The following is a 12,351-nucleotide window of genomic DNA, read 5'->3' on the forward strand; positions in this document are numbered from 1 at the left end:
TCGGATCTTTTCACTACGCCTCAAATCCCGCCCGCAGGAAATCGCCACATTCCTCGACCAGCCGCGACGGGTCCCTCGCGAGGTAGACGCCGAAATCCGCCGTCGGCGCCGGCGGCAGGTTGAAGCGTCCGTTGAGGCTTTGGCAGTCGGGCGGCAGCCCCTCCTGCAGCAGAAGCCCGATGCCAAGCCCGGCCCTCAGCGCCGAGATTAGTGTAGCGAAGGTCGACACGCGGCAGCCGATCTTCCAGCCGATCCCGGCCTCGGCGAGCGAAGCCAGCATCCTGTCCTGCCAGGAGCAGGCGCCTTCGAAGATGATCAGCGGCAGCTCGACCTCGTCGTCGATCTCGATCATGCGGCTTGCCGCCCAGACCAGCTGTCGCGACAGATGGCCTCGCGGCGCCATTGTGAAGCGCGCCGGATCGGCCATGACGATGTCGCATCTTCCTTCGCCCAGCGACTTGCTGAGATCGCTGCTGCTGGCCGATGTCAGTTCGATCTCCACGGAAGGATGCCGGCGCCGGAAGTCGGCGATGATCAACGGCAGCCGCGTTACCGCCAAATCCTCGACGATGCCCAGCCGGACACGGCCGACCAGCCTGCGGCCTTCAATCTCGCGCCTGGCATCGTCGCCGATCGCGATGGCCTTGCGGGCGAAGGCGAGCAGGATCTCGCCGGCCTCGGTCAGCGTCACGCCGCGCGGCGAGCGGTGCAGCAGCTCGGCACCCACTTCGCCCTCGAGGCGCTGAAGCTGCATGCTCACCGCCGCCTGGGTGCGGGCAAGCCGATCGGCCGCCCGGCTCACCGTCCCGGTATCGGCCACGGTGACGAAGGCGCGCAGCAGTCTGACGTCGATATCTCCGGTCATAAGAATTCCTGATAGCTGTGTCAGCACTATCAGGCTATCCGAAAGCCCGATCTGAATTCAAGGTCTGCTCGCACGAATGAAAACAGGAGCAGCCACCTTGTCCTACAGAAGAAGATTTGAAGAGCTCGGTGTCGCCTGGCCGTCGCTCGAGCGGTCCGCTTTGCCGTTCTCGCCGACGGTTCGCGTCGCTGACATCGTCTATGTCTCCGGCCAGATACCCGAGATCGGGTCGGATATCGCCGCAATCGGCCGGGTTGGCGCAGAGATCGATCTGGCTGCTGCGCGCAACGCCGCCCGGCTTTGCGCGGCCAACATCGTCTATTGGCTGGACAAGGAACTGGACGGCAATCTCGACCGCGTCGTGAAATTCGCCAAGCTGACCGTCTATGTGAATGCGGCGGCCGGCTTTTCGGCCTATTCGGAGGTCGGCAACGGAGCATCCGAATTTCTGCTCCATGTTTTCGGCGGGCGTGGCGAGCACGCCCGCTGCTCGCTCGGCATGGCCGGCTTGCCGGCCAATGTTCCGGTCGAAGCCGACGCTATCGTGCATGTCCGCTGATGCACCCCCAAAGCATGCCCTCGGGCCTGACCCGAGGCTACGCAGTCGAACCAGGAGGAGGCTTGGCTTGATAAGTGCAAATCTTGAGGGACGGAAGGCGCTTGTTCTTGGCGGAGGCAAGGGCCTCGGTTTCGGCGTTGCCGAAGCGCTCGCGACGAAAGGTGCCGAGATCATTCTGGTCGGACGAGGGGAGGCGACCCTGGATGCGGCACGGCGCGCGATCGAGGCCGCCGGCCACATCTGCTCGACCTTCAGCGCCGACCTCTCGGACAACGACAGCGTCTCCCGACTGATCCGTGCCGTCGAGGACGAGCATCAGCGGATCGACATCGTCCTGCTCAATGGCGGCGGCCCGCCGCCCTTCGCGGCCAGCGTCTTCGATGCGAGCGTCTGGGAGAAGCAGTTCACCAGCATGGTGCTGAGCCAGATGCGCATCGCCATTTCTTTCCTGCCAGGCATGCGGGCGCAGCGCTGGGGGCGCATCATCGCCGTTTCTTCGACTTCCGTCCGCGAGCCGATCCGCGGCCTCACCGCTTCGAATGCGCTGCGTGCGTCGCTCGCCGGCTGGGCCAAGACGCTGGCCGGCGAAGTGGCGGCGGACGGCGTCACCGTCAACCTGTTGCTGCCGGGCCGTTTTGCGACGGATCGGACGAAAGAGTTCGACGCCATGGACGCAGCCGACAGGGGTGTCGACGCCGCCGTGATCGCCGCCGAGAGTCAGGCCGAAATCCCGGCAAAGCGTTATGGCACCCCCGCCGAGTTCGGCGCGGTTGCCGCATTCCTGGCCAGCGACGACGCCGCCTATATTACCGGCGTGGCGTTGCCGGTGGATGGCGGCCTCAGCCGCGGCATGCTGTGAGGAGCACGAGCAGCGGCGGGATGGTCGCATCACCTTCGTGCCTTTTATCTGCGCGGGGGGCGTCCTGTTTGTCGTCCGCCTTTCTCAAGATCGCTCTTTCGAGAAAGGCTTTTCGACACCGAAAAAATGCCCCGGCGCCAAAATGGTTCCCGGCTGGAGCAATTCCAGGACAAGTGTGAACGATTTTCCGTCCGGAATTGCGCAAAAACAAAGAGCTCCAAGTGGTTTTTTGGCAGGCAATAGTCCGGCCTTTGCTGTCGGATTCGCCGGCGCGAGGGTCGCCGCCGCGCGTCTCCACGAGTGTCGCAAATCAAAAAATTTGACACGGCGCGGAAAGAAGTCTATAAGAACTTTGTCGATGTTTGTTTGACCGACTTTTGTTATCCGCGTGCCAAGGCGCGCCTTTGACGAACTTCCCCATCAAAATCGAGACAAACGTTGTTGTGCATCCGCATGACGACGAACGAATATTTGCCATGGAAAGGGTTCGTTATGAGCACAGGCACAGTTAAATGGTTCAACGCCACCAAGGGTTTTGGTTTTATTCAGCCTGACGACGGTTCTGCCGACGTTTTTGTCCACATCTCAGCCGTCGAGCGCGCCGGAATGCGCGACATCGTCGAGGGCCAGAAGCTTGGCTACGAGATGGTCCGCGACAACAAGTCGGGCAAGATGTCCGCCGACCAGTTGAAGGCGGCCTAAAACGGAATTCAGCCTCACCGGTGACCACGGATGTACTGGCACCGGTGAATGGCTAATTCCAGCGCATGATCGCGGGGAGGCTAAGTCCCAGTTCATGCGCATGAGAAGAGCGTCTCTTTGCGCGTCTCTCGGGATGCGCAGGCGCTCTCATGGAAGGTCAGGCGGTGCCTGGCCTTTTTCATTTTTGCGCTTCGACCGCCGAAAGAGCGCTGCTCGACGGCCCGGACGTGCTAAGAGGCTGTTTCGAAATTCGCTCTGGCGAGTCATATGGTGGGTTCGAGAACCGGAGGGCAGCGGACATTTGGCCCGTGAGCACCGGAAGCGCGGAAAACGCCATCAGATGGCCGTCAGAGTAGAATTTCCCAGCAATTTGAAACCGGCTGCCGTATTGCTTTGTGCGGGATCCTGGCCGAAGACCAGTCTCGTCACCGTTTGGGCGGCGCGCTCCGAACCGGGAGAAAGACCTTGACCGAACCTTCAAAAAAACCTCGCGACCAGGCCGAATCCATCTTCAGCAAGACGCGGACCCAGTCGATGTCGCTCGACCGCATCAATTCCGAACGGGATGCCGTCAGCCAGGCCCGCGAAGCCAAGACCGCACGGCTGCGCGAACTGCGCCTGGAAAAGGAAGCCGACGACATGGCGGCGGCGGTTGCGCTCGCGGCCTCGCCGAAACGCGCGGGCAAACGCTGATGGCCACCAAACGTGTGCCTCAAAAGGCGATCGCCGCCGATTCGACCATCGCCGATGTCGTGGGCGAACTCGACAAGCCGGTCGAATATGTCCGGCGCGTGCTCGAAAAGCTCGAGCGCTGCCGGCGTGTCCACGGCGATGCCCAGGTGCGGCTCGGCGTGCGCGGCCGCGCCGAATGCCCCAATTATCTGATCGAATACGTCCGGGAAAACGCCAAGACGCACGAGCGCGTGACCTTTCAGGACGCCGCCTACAGCGGCAGCACGCATCGCGAACTGGCCCCCCGGCACATCGAGGAGGCCAGGAACTGGTCGCCCGAAGAAATGAACATCACGGCCGTTTCGGCGCTCATCGGCCGCCTTCGCAATCCGAACGCGCCATCATCGCGTTTCTCTGATGAGGATTGATATGGCAATCAAGTTTTCCGCCAAGGGGCAACCGGCAGCACCTGCTGCCGCCGTGAAGCCGGCCAAGCCGGCCGCCGCGCCAAAAACCGGCGAAGCCGCCCAAGCGGGCACCGATCTGTTCAGGTCGCCGGCCGAAGCGCCGCCGCGCAAGCCGAAGAAGAAATAGCGCCCTTGCAGCAGGATGCCGGCCGGAAATCGGCGCCAAGGCTGCTTGCCTTGGCGGTCGCAGAGGATTTTTCGTCGCCACAAGAGGGCGCCGACCCGGTTGCCTTCGATTGCCAGACCTGTGGCGCCTGCTGCGCCTACTCGTCAAGATGGCCGCGCTTTTCAACCGAGGATGACGCTCAGCTCGACCTTATCCCGCAAAAATACGTGGCTGCCGACGAAGCCGGCATGCGCTGCGACGGCGCGCGCTGTTCGGCACTGCGCGGCGAGGTCGGCAAGTCGACCGCCTGCGGAATCTATGAGATCCGTCCCGACGTCTGCCGCGCGTGCATGCCGGGCGATGACGACTGCCTGATGGCGCGCCGGGCTCACGGACTGCCGACGCTGTAATGACAGCACACGCGCTGGCGTCCCCAGTTTAAATTTCCTCAGTCGGATGATCGAAAGTCGCTGCGGTAGAGGCCGGGCGATCGTCCGGTCAACCGTTTGAATGCCTGCGAGAACGACGGCACCGATTCATATCCGACGGCGCGCCCGATCTCGCCAATATTCTGGTTCGTTTCCCGCAGAGCCTTGGCGGCAAGATTCATCCGCCATCGAGTCACATAGGACAGCGGCGGCTGTCCCACCAGTTGAGCGAAGCGACGCGCGAAGGTGGCTCGGGACTGTGCCGCGCCGCTTGCAAGGGAAGCGATGGTCCAGGGATTGCCCGGCCGCTCGTGGATCAGGCGCAAGGCCTGCGCAATGCCTTTGTCGCGCAAGGCGCCAAACCATCCCCCTGTTCCGAGTGGCTGATGTTCGATCCAGGCACGCAACAAGAAGATCAATGTGCTGTCGAGAAGGCGTGGGGCGACAATGTCGTGGCCGCCGAGATTGCCTTTCGCTTCGACCTGTAGAAGTTCCAGGGCAAGCCGCAGCGGCTCGCTGGTGTGGATCTGATTCCGGGTCAAATGAATCAGCGGAGGAAACAGCGAAACCATCGGATATGGCCCGACGCCGTCGAGTGAATATCTCGCACAAAGAAGAGTTGTCGCGCCGCTTTCGCTTTTCGGTTCCAGTCCGCTCCGATTCGCGGAAAGGACGGCGGATATCGATGCCGTCGGTGCACCCGCCGGATTGCAAAGGGCATGCCCGATACCGCTCGCGACAAGGATGACGTCTCCCTCGCCTAAGCGGATCGGCTCTTTTTCACCGGCTAGCCGCAACCAGCATTCGCCGTTCTGTATGACGTGGATGGCGGCATTGCTTGTCGGATCGACTGAAATACCCCATGGCCGATGCAGGGTCGCGCTGCCGATCATGGCGCTGCCAAATCGCAGCGAAGCAAGAACTTCGGACAAGGCGTCCATGAGAACCATCCTCCGACGATGAACCAGATGACGATATTAGACGATTGGATAAGAATCCAGGCGAATAGCGTATCGACCATCTCACAAGCGTGGCTGATCATGTTGGCAATATCGGCCTGCGGACTCCTGTCCATGCCAGGCAAAAGCAGGCGCCCCACGGAGCAAAAACATGCGTGACGAACCATCAAATCCAGTTCCAGCCAAGAGCTTTAATTCGCTCGAGACCAACAAGACGATCGTCCTGGACTTCATCGACAAAGCAGTAAACCAGGGCAACATCGACGCTGCTGGCGAACGCTACATCCAGCACAATCCGAACATTGCGGATGGTGCGGACGGCTTCAAAGCCTATCTGCAGCAGCTCAAACAGTCATTTCCCCTCGTGAGGGGAGAGGTGAAGCGGATTTTTGCCGAAGGGGATTTCGTCATCGTGCACATGCACGCAAAACGTGAACCCGAAGAGGAGGGCTTGGCCATTGTCGACATTTTCAGGATGAAGGACAGCAAGCTCGTCGAACACTGGGAAGTTCGGCAGCCCATCGCGGAGAGCAAGCTGCACGCCAACAGCATGATCTGAATGCGCATAGGCTCTCAGGCTGGCTTGTGCCCGCACGGTTCGCTGATTACGCTGCCGGCGGCGGGGCCAACGCCGGGAGACCATCCGTGAGCATCGAATTCCTGTTGACGTCGCTGATTGTCGTGGCTTCGCCCGGCACCGGCGTTCTCTATACGCTGAGCGCCGGGCTTTCGCGTGGTGCGCGCGCCAGCATCATTGCCGCTTTCGGCTGCACGCTCGGCATCATCCCGCACATGGCGGCCGCCATCACCGGCCTCGCGGCACTGCTGCACACCAGCGCCGTCGCCTTCGAAACGCTGAAATATCTTGGCGTCGCTTATCTTCTCTACATGGCCTGGAACACGCTGAAGGAGAAGGGCGGCCTGAGCGTCGACGAAGATGTCGCGCCGCGATCCGCCGGCAAAGCGATCGCCTCCGGCATTCTGATGAACATCCTCAATCCGAAGCTGTCGATCTTCTTCTTTGCCTTCCTCCCGCAATTCGTCAGCACCACCGAACCGCATGCGCTGTCGAAGATGCTGGAACTCAGCAGCGTCTTCATGCTGCTCACCTTCTTGGTCTTTGTCGGCTACGGCGTTTTCGCGGCGTCGATCCGCAGCCATGTCGTGTCGCGGCCAAAGGTGCTGACCTGGATGCGCCGTACCTTCGCCGGAGCCTTTGTCATGCTCGGCGCCAAGCTGGCGCTGGCAGACCGGTAGCTCTCGCTCTTTTGACGCAATTCCGGACGGGAAACCGTTTTCACACCTTTCCTGGATTTGCTTACCGCTGCGGATCGGCCGGCCCGCCTGCGGTTTCGGAAGCCTCGCCGCCTCCGAAACCGGGAGCAGCGCGAACACCCAGCCGCCAGGCCGATGGCGGGACGCCGATCATCTTCTTGAAGGCACGGCTGAACGCCGCCTCCGACTCGTAGCCGATTTCCGCCGCTATGTTTGCGACGTTAGTGTTGCCGGCGCTGAGCAATTCCGAGGCAATCTGCATCCGCCACTTGGCGAGATAGTGCATCGGCGGCATGCCGACGAGTTTCGTGAAGCGCTCGGCCAGCACGGTGCGCGACAGCGCGGCCTCCTTCGCCAGCGCCTCCACCGTCCAATTGTGCGCCGGCCGGTCGTGGATCAGCGCCAGCGCCTTGCTCAGATGCGGATCGCGCAGGCCCGCCAGCCAGCCGGTTTGTTGTGGCGGCAGCGACTCCACATAACGGCGCAGCACCTCGACGAACATCAATTCGCTGAGCTTGGTGAGAACCGTCTCGCTGCCCGCACGCTTTTCCGCGACCTCCGACACCGCCAGCTTGATGAACTGGCCGAGCCAGCCGCCGTCGCCTTTCACGTCTCCGGCCTTGATGACCGGCGGCAGCGCTTCGAGCAGCGGATTGAAGGGCAGCGCATCGCAAGCGAGATAGCCGCATACCAGCCGGGCCGACAGCGATCCGTCCTTGACGTAGTTGATGGGAAACGGTGTCTGGCTGGCGGCGGCGATATCCAGCACATCCGCGGTCGGCGGATCCGCGCGCAGGGCCGGATTGCTCGACATGATATGCGGATCGCTCCTGGTGAAGACCACGACTTCGCCGGCCTCCACGGGTATCGCCTCCTTGCCGATGATGCGGGCGAAGCAGCGGCCGGCCGTGAGCACGTGGTAGGAAATCAGGTGATCCGCGCCCGGCAGTATCCTCGGCAGTATCGAGGCGGGGGAGGGCGAGCAGACCGCCCAGGGGTCCTGGGCCGCGATGTCGAAAAATGTCGCGCCGGTGAGACGCACCTTTTTCAAGAGGTCAGACAGAGCGTCCCCGGCCATTCCATCCATATCCCGTAAGTTGCGCGGCAACCCGGCGCGACATCCCTTTCGAGTTCCGGACGCGCTGTCAAGTAAGGCGGACGCCCCGTCATTCCGTTCATTGCCGGAAGCTTTACACCCGTCGGTGCTGAGTTCTGTCTCAAATCAGCTGCTGAGCGCAGTCGAACTCAAGAAAAATGAGGATCTAAGTCATGACGGTACATAAGGGCGGGTGTTTTTGCGGCGCCGTGGAAATCGAAGTGCACGGAGCGGCCGAGGCGATGGGCTACTGCCATTGCAGTTCCTGCCGTTCGTGGTCGGCGTCTCCCGTGAACGCCTTCACGCTGTGGAAGCCGGAAAACGTCAAGGTCACCAAGGGCGAGGAGTTCCTGTCCGGCTTCGAGAAGTCAAACATGAGCGACCGTCAGTTCTGCACGAAGTGCGGCGGCCATCTGATGACCGATCATCCGCCGCTCGGACTGGTCGACGTCTATGCGGCCACGATACCGACGGTGAAGTTCACGCCGGGGGTTCACGTCAACTACGCCGAGACGGTCCTGCCGATGAAGGACGGATTGCCGAAGCTGAAAGACTTCCCCGCCGAACTCGGGGGCTCGGGCGTGAGCGTGCCGGAGTAACCCTGCAATGACACACGATTTCCAACAGCCACATCTCACGACAGGAGAATACGCATGGACATCACGACATTTCGCGCCACGCAGGAGCCGATCAAGGATCTTTATCGCAAGGATGCGCGCGCGGCACTTCTTACGCTGAAGGCCAAGGGCAGTGCCGACGACTCCAAGGTCACTTGCAAGGTCGAGACAGGACGTGGGCTCGCGCTGGCGGGCATCCATCCGAAGGCCGGGGGCAGCGGACAGGAGCTTTGTTCCGGCGACATGCTGCTGGAAGCCCTTGTCGCATGCGCCGGCGTCTCGATGAGGGCCGCGGCCGCCGTTCTCGAAATACCGATCAAGTCGGCCGAAATCTCCGCCAAGGGCGACGTCGATCTTCGCGGCACGCGGCGTCACCGAAGGTGTGCCGGTCGGCTTCAAGGAGATCCGCCTGCGGTTCGACATCGAGACCGACGTTGCGCAAGACCGGCTGACTGACCTGCTCGAGCTCACCGATCGCTACTGCGTGATCTTCCAGACGATCCATCGCAGTCCCAAGACCTTCGTGAAGCTTCACAAAGTCGTGCGGTAACCGCGCCCTGCCCGGAATCCTAAACTTTGGGGATTCCTGGCTGGGCCTGAGCGCGGCCTCACTGAATGCAGCTTGGCTGAATGCAGCTGGTCGCGCCAAGCGTTATCCCTTCACGTAGCCCATTGCCTCGACGATCTGCCCGTCCGCCACGCGCATCAGGTTGACGCCGCGGATGGAATTGCCGTCGGCCATCCAGTAGCGCCAGCGGATTGTCGCCCGGTCGCCGGCGACGAAGGTTTCTTCGACGTCGAAGCGCGTACCGGGTCCGGTCGCGATCGCCGACCACAGTTCGACGCAGGCGCCCTTGCCGATGGGGCGGGCGCCGTCCGGGGCCGGCGTGGTGTTCTCGATCACGCAGTCTTCCGCCACCAGATCGTCGAGCGCCGATGGGTCGTGGCGCTGGAAGACGTCGTTGTAGCGCCGCATGATCTTGGCCGTTTCGGCGGAGCGTTTGGCCGCGGCGATGTCGATGATGAGTTCCTGTGTCATTGGATATTCCTTTCCCTTCAGTGATCAGTAGCGGTTTCGATGAGGCGGGCCTTGAGCGTGATCACGGCGACGCCGGCCAGCGCCCGCGATACGAGGCAGGTCTCCTTGGCCGTCTGTGCCAGCCGCTCGAAATCCCCCGCCGCCAGCCCGGCGACGCTTGCCTCCGTCTCCAGCTCGATACGGGTCAGCGTCGGCCCGGCCGCGGTGGCGCCGAGATGCGCTTTCGCGATCGTGTGGATGCGCGCGGGAGTGTAACCTTCGCGGCCGAGAATGGCGCTTAGCGCCATCGAGAAGCAGCCGGCATGCGCCGCCGCAATCAATTCCTCCGGGTTGGTGCCGGGACCGTCCTCGAAACGCGACGGGAAGGAGTAGGCACCTTCGAAGACGCCGCTACCTAGTCTCAGCCGACCCGAACCTTCCTTCAACGATCCCTGCCATTGAGCTTCTGCTTCACGAATGGTCATTGCGTCTCTCCTTTTAGTTTGAGGCTCGATCGAATTTTGGGGGGTGAACCAGTCAGGCGCCGTCGACGACCACTTTCCCGAAGACGTCGCCTTGCTGGAAATAGCGATAGGCGTCTTGGGCCTCGTCGAAGCCGAACACCTTGTCGATGACAGGCTTAAGCCGATGCACCGAGATGGCGCGCAGCATGGCTTCGAGGTTGGTGCGATTGCCGACGAACAGCCGGCTGATGGTGGCGAGGCTGCGCTGGTAGACCGGGCCGGGGATCTGCACCGTCCCGCCTTTCGCATCCTGTATGGTGAGAAGCACGATACGCCCGTAAAGCGCGCAGGCGATCATCGATTGCGCGAAGGTCGGCGGGCCGCCGGTCTCGACGACGAGGTCGACGCCGCCAGTCTGCTCACGCACCGCAGCACCCCATTCCGGCATGCCGGCTGTCGAGACGACGAGGTCGGCGCCCAGCGCCCGCAGCCGGTCCAGCTTCTCGCTGCGCGAACTGACGGCCACGACCCGGCAGCCGAGCAGCTTGGCGAATTGCAGCGCAAACAGCGCGACGCCACCTGAACCGATGACAAGGACCCATTGGCCAGGCTTCGGCATCTCGGCCGCCGTCACCGCATTCCAGGCGGTCAGGCCGGCGCAGGTCAGCGTCGCCGCTTGATGCCAGTCGAGATGATCGGGAAGCCGCACCGCCCATTGCTCATCGAGCACCGCGTATTCGGTCAGCATCCCGTCCAGCGTGCAACCGAGCTGGTCGATCAGCCCGGCATTGATGTGGCCGTCGATCCAGCGCGCAAAATAGCTGCCGGTGATGCGGTCGCCGACGGCGAAGCGGGTGACGGCATCGCCGACGGCAACGACTTCACCGGCACCGTCGCTCAGCGGGATAACGCCCTGGCGTGGCGCCAGTGGATAGGTGCCGTTGAGGATCATCGTGTCGCGGCGGTTGAGCGAAGCGGCGCGCACACACACGACGATCTCGTGTTGCTTCGGCGCCGGCTGCGCCTCGTCGCGCCTCACCAGGCGTTCGATTCCGCCGGTTCCTTCAAGGCGATAACTGCGCATATCGGCTTTCTCTCCCGAATATGTAGACTGATCTACATATTATGTAGACCGATTGCTATATTCGACGCAAGGCCTATAGTGTTCACTCCTGACAGAGGTTGATATGGCGAACGACACCCGCACCCGCATGATCGAGACGACGGCGCGGCTGCTGAGGCAGCGCGGCTACCACGGGACGTCGCTCAACGACATATTGAGCGCTTCCGGTGCGCCTAGAGGTTCGCTCTACTTCCACTTTCCCGGCGGCAAGGACCAATTGGTCATCGAGGTGACGCGCGACAGCGTCGACGAGGTGACGCAGAGGCTGGGCGCCGCGCTAGCCGCCGAAAAGGACCCGGCGGTCGCTGTCCACCATATCTACCAGTCGGTCGCCCGCATGCTGGAGGACAACCAGTTCACGCTCGGTTGCCCGATCGCGCCCGTGGTGCTGGACTCGCCGACAGACGTGCCGGAGCTGGCCGAATTGTGCCGCTCGGCTTTCGAGCAGTGGATAGGCTTGCTCAGCGCCGCCTTCGTCAGGGCAGGGGTGCCCGAGCGTCGCGCGCACGCGCTGGCATTGCTGGTCGAATCGTCGCTGGAAGGGCTGATGGTGATCGCACGCGCCACCCACGACCGTGCCCCTGTGCTGGCAGTAGCCGATGAAGTTGCGGCGCTGATTGAGGGTGCTTTGCCTGCCAAATCTCACCCTCGGCGGATTGACGCCGCCGTCTGAGCGGGCAAACCGCTAAGCAAAGCAAACAAAAAGGGCGACCTCTCGGCCGCCCTTTCTGTATCTGAAGGTAGATGGGTTGGATTGGAAATCCATGCCGCCACTCAAGCCCGCTTGCGGGCTTGAGAACGTGAGTTCATAGGCGTGCTTTATGGACTTCTTAGAAGTCCATGCCGCCACTCAAGCCCGCTTGCGGGCTTGAGCAACGTGAGTTCATGGGCGTGCTTTATGGACTTCTTAGAAGTCCATGCCGCCCATGCCGCCCATGCCGCCGCCGCCCATGCCGCCAGGCATGCCGCCGCCAGCCGACTCCTTCTTCGGAGCCTCCGCGATCATGGCTTCGGTGGTGACCAGGAGGCCGGCGACCGAGGCCGCGTCCTGCAGAGCCGTGCGCACAACCTTGACCGGATCGACGATACCCATGGCGATCATGTCGCCATATTCGCCGGTCTGGGCGTTGTAGCCGAAGGT

18 protein-coding genes and 1 pseudogene are annotated in these 12,351 nt (G+C 62.5%); 12 read left to right on the forward strand and 7 right to left on the reverse strand.

Going from position 1 to position 12,351, the window contains the following annotated elements; translation table 11 throughout:
* Window positions 1-13: 13 nt before the first annotated feature.
* The gene (locus tag NKH98_RS26575) at window positions 14-865 is read right to left on the reverse strand and encodes a LysR family transcriptional regulator (RefSeq protein ID WP_352903027.1); all 852 of its coding nucleotides are present in this window, start codon (window positions 863-865) and stop codon (window positions 14-16) included.
* Between the two features lie 97 nt (window positions 866-962).
* Here NKH98_RS26575 and NKH98_RS26580 point away from each other — a divergent pair, with 97 nt between their 5' ends.
* The 7 genes from NKH98_RS26580 to NKH98_RS26610 all read left to right on the forward strand — a co-directional run bounded on the left by NKH98_RS26580 (window position 963) and on the right by NKH98_RS26610 (window position 4,640).
* Window positions 963-1,424 carry a RidA family protein gene (locus NKH98_RS26580; protein WP_352903028.1) on the forward strand — a complete coding sequence of 154 codons (462 nt, stop codon included), beginning with the start codon at window positions 963-965 and terminating at the stop codon, window positions 1,422-1,424.
* A gap of 67 nt (window positions 1,425-1,491) precedes the next feature.
* Window positions 1,492-2,283 (forward strand): SDR family oxidoreductase, encoded by a 792-nt coding sequence (locus NKH98_RS26585; RefSeq protein WP_352903029.1) that lies wholly within the window; start codon window positions 1,492-1,494, stop codon window positions 2,281-2,283.
* Window positions 2,284-2,775: 492 nt separating this feature from the next.
* Window positions 2,776-2,985: a cold-shock protein gene (locus NKH98_RS26590; protein WP_010915421.1), complete on the forward strand. Its 210-nt coding sequence runs from the start codon at window positions 2,776-2,778 to the stop codon at window positions 2,983-2,985.
* 465 nt (window positions 2,986-3,450) lie between these two features.
* On the forward strand, window positions 3,451-3,678 hold the full coding sequence (locus tag NKH98_RS26595; RefSeq protein ID WP_352508855.1) for a hypothetical protein: 228 nt from the start codon (window positions 3,451-3,453) through the stop codon (window positions 3,676-3,678).
* On the forward strand, window positions 3,678-4,085 hold the full coding sequence (locus tag NKH98_RS26600; RefSeq protein ID WP_254820653.1) for a hypothetical protein: 408 nt from the start codon (window positions 3,678-3,680) through the stop codon (window positions 4,083-4,085). The genes NKH98_RS26595 and NKH98_RS26600 overlap by 1 nt, the downstream gene beginning before the upstream one ends.
* Window position 4,086: 1 nt before the next feature.
* A complete protein-coding gene (locus NKH98_RS26605; protein WP_352508854.1) occupies window positions 4,087-4,251 on the forward strand; it encodes a hypothetical protein in 165 nt (54 codons plus the stop codon).
* Between the two features lie 50 nt (window positions 4,252-4,301).
* Complete coding sequence (locus NKH98_RS26610; protein ID WP_352508882.1) at window positions 4,302-4,640, forward strand: YkgJ family cysteine cluster protein; 339 nt, start codon at window positions 4,302-4,304, stop codon at window positions 4,638-4,640.
* A 38-nt stretch (window positions 4,641-4,678) separates the two neighbouring features.
* On the opposite strand, the gene NKH98_RS26615 is transcribed toward NKH98_RS26610, so the two are convergent.
* Window positions 4,679-5,599: an AraC family transcriptional regulator gene (locus NKH98_RS26615; RefSeq protein ID WP_352903031.1), complete on the reverse strand. Its 921-nt coding sequence runs from the start codon at window positions 5,597-5,599 to the stop codon at window positions 4,679-4,681.
* Window positions 5,600-5,768: 169 nt separating this feature from the next.
* On the opposite strand from NKH98_RS26615, the gene NKH98_RS26620 reads away from it, so the two are divergent.
* Both NKH98_RS26620 and NKH98_RS26625 read left to right on the forward strand, forming a co-directional pair.
* On the forward strand, window positions 5,769-6,176 hold the full coding sequence (locus NKH98_RS26620; RefSeq protein WP_352903033.1) for a nuclear transport factor 2 family protein: 408 nt from the start codon (window positions 5,769-5,771) through the stop codon (window positions 6,174-6,176).
* A gap of 86 nt (window positions 6,177-6,262) precedes the next feature.
* Window positions 6,263-6,874, forward strand: coding sequence for a LysE family translocator (locus NKH98_RS26625; RefSeq protein ID WP_352903035.1), 612 nt, complete (start codon window positions 6,263-6,265; stop codon window positions 6,872-6,874).
* Between the two features lie 61 nt (window positions 6,875-6,935).
* Here NKH98_RS26625 and NKH98_RS26630 read toward each other — a convergent pair whose 3' ends face one another.
* Window positions 6,936-7,970: an AraC family transcriptional regulator gene (locus NKH98_RS26630; RefSeq protein ID WP_352903038.1), complete on the reverse strand. Its 1,035-nt coding sequence runs from the start codon at window positions 7,968-7,970 to the stop codon at window positions 6,936-6,938.
* A gap of 191 nt (window positions 7,971-8,161) precedes the next feature.
* On the opposite strand from NKH98_RS26630, the gene NKH98_RS26635 reads away from it, so the two are divergent.
* The gene (locus NKH98_RS26635; protein WP_031195266.1) at window positions 8,162-8,587 is read left to right on the forward strand and encodes a GFA family protein; all 426 of its coding nucleotides are present in this window, start codon (window positions 8,162-8,164) and stop codon (window positions 8,585-8,587) included.
* 54 nt (window positions 8,588-8,641) lie between these two features.
* Window positions 8,642-9,155, forward strand: a pseudogene (locus NKH98_RS26640) (OsmC family protein).
* A 102-nt stretch (window positions 9,156-9,257) separates the two neighbouring features.
* Here the strand turns inward: NKH98_RS26640 and NKH98_RS26645 are convergent.
* The 3 genes from NKH98_RS26645 to NKH98_RS26655 are packed head-to-tail and all read right to left on the reverse strand — an operon-like array spanning window position 9,258 to window position 11,171.
* Window positions 9,258-9,644 carry a nuclear transport factor 2 family protein gene (locus NKH98_RS26645; protein ID WP_352903040.1) on the reverse strand — a complete coding sequence of 129 codons (387 nt, stop codon included), beginning with the start codon at window positions 9,642-9,644 and terminating at the stop codon, window positions 9,258-9,260.
* Window positions 9,645-9,661: 17 nt separating this feature from the next.
* Window positions 9,662-10,108, reverse strand: coding sequence for an OsmC family protein (locus tag NKH98_RS26650; RefSeq protein WP_352884924.1), 447 nt, complete (start codon window positions 10,106-10,108; stop codon window positions 9,662-9,664).
* A 52-nt stretch (window positions 10,109-10,160) separates the two neighbouring features.
* Window positions 10,161-11,171, reverse strand: a complete 1,011-nt coding sequence (locus tag NKH98_RS26655; RefSeq protein WP_352903042.1) for a zinc-dependent alcohol dehydrogenase family protein — start codon at window positions 11,169-11,171, stop codon at window positions 10,161-10,163.
* A 103-nt stretch (window positions 11,172-11,274) separates the two neighbouring features.
* Here NKH98_RS26655 and NKH98_RS26660 point away from each other — a divergent pair, with 103 nt between their 5' ends.
* A complete protein-coding gene (locus NKH98_RS26660) occupies window positions 11,275-11,883 on the forward strand; it encodes a TetR/AcrR family transcriptional regulator (protein WP_352903044.1) in 609 nt (202 codons plus the stop codon).
* 234 nt (window positions 11,884-12,117) lie between these two features.
* Here the strand turns inward: NKH98_RS26660 and NKH98_RS26665 are convergent.
* Window positions 12,118-12,351, reverse strand: a 234-nt coding sequence (locus NKH98_RS26665; protein ID WP_352903047.1) for a TCP-1/cpn60 chaperonin family protein, incomplete at its 5' end; no start/stop codon positions are given.

Source organism: Mesorhizobium sp. M0833 (assembly GCF_040319905.1).
Lineage (GTDB): Bacteria > Pseudomonadota > Alphaproteobacteria > Rhizobiales > Rhizobiaceae > Mesorhizobium.

Excerpts from the sequence above, each read along its gene's own strand:
- NKH98_RS26655 (WP_352903042.1), bottom strand. The coding sequence starts at position 11,171 with ATGCGCAGTTATCGCCTTGAAGGAACCGGCGGAATCGAACGCCTGGTG.
- NKH98_RS26615 (WP_352903031.1), bottom strand. The coding sequence starts at position 5,599 with ATGGACGCCTTGTCCGAAGTTCTTGCTTCGCTGCGATTTGGCAGCGCC.
- NKH98_RS26590 (WP_010915421.1), top strand. The coding sequence starts at position 2,776 with ATGAGCACAGGCACAGTTAAATGGTTCAACGCCACCAAGGGTTTTGGT.
- NKH98_RS26650 (WP_352884924.1), bottom strand. The coding sequence starts at position 10,108 with ATGACCATTCGTGAAGCAGAAGCTCAATGGCAGGGATCGTTGAAGGAA.
- NKH98_RS26635 (WP_031195266.1), top strand. The coding sequence starts at position 8,162 with ATGACGGTACATAAGGGCGGGTGTTTTTGCGGCGCCGTGGAAATCGAA.
- NKH98_RS26630 (WP_352903038.1), bottom strand. The coding sequence starts at position 7,970 with ATGGCCGGGGACGCTCTGTCTGACCTCTTGAAAAAGGTGCGTCTCACC.
- NKH98_RS26605 (WP_352508854.1), top strand. The coding sequence starts at position 4,087 with ATGGCAATCAAGTTTTCCGCCAAGGGGCAACCGGCAGCACCTGCTGCC.
- NKH98_RS26660 (WP_352903044.1), top strand. The coding sequence starts at position 11,275 with ATGGCGAACGACACCCGCACCCGCATGATCGAGACGACGGCGCGGCTG.
- NKH98_RS26620 (WP_352903033.1), top strand. The coding sequence starts at position 5,769 with ATGCGTGACGAACCATCAAATCCAGTTCCAGCCAAGAGCTTTAATTCG.
- NKH98_RS26575 (WP_352903027.1), bottom strand. The coding sequence starts at position 865 with ATGACCGGAGATATCGACGTCAGACTGCTGCGCGCCTTCGTCACCGTG.
- NKH98_RS26600 (WP_254820653.1), top strand. The coding sequence starts at position 3,678 with ATGGCCACCAAACGTGTGCCTCAAAAGGCGATCGCCGCCGATTCGACC.
- NKH98_RS26645 (WP_352903040.1), bottom strand. The coding sequence starts at position 9,644 with ATGACACAGGAACTCATCATCGACATCGCCGCGGCCAAACGCTCCGCC.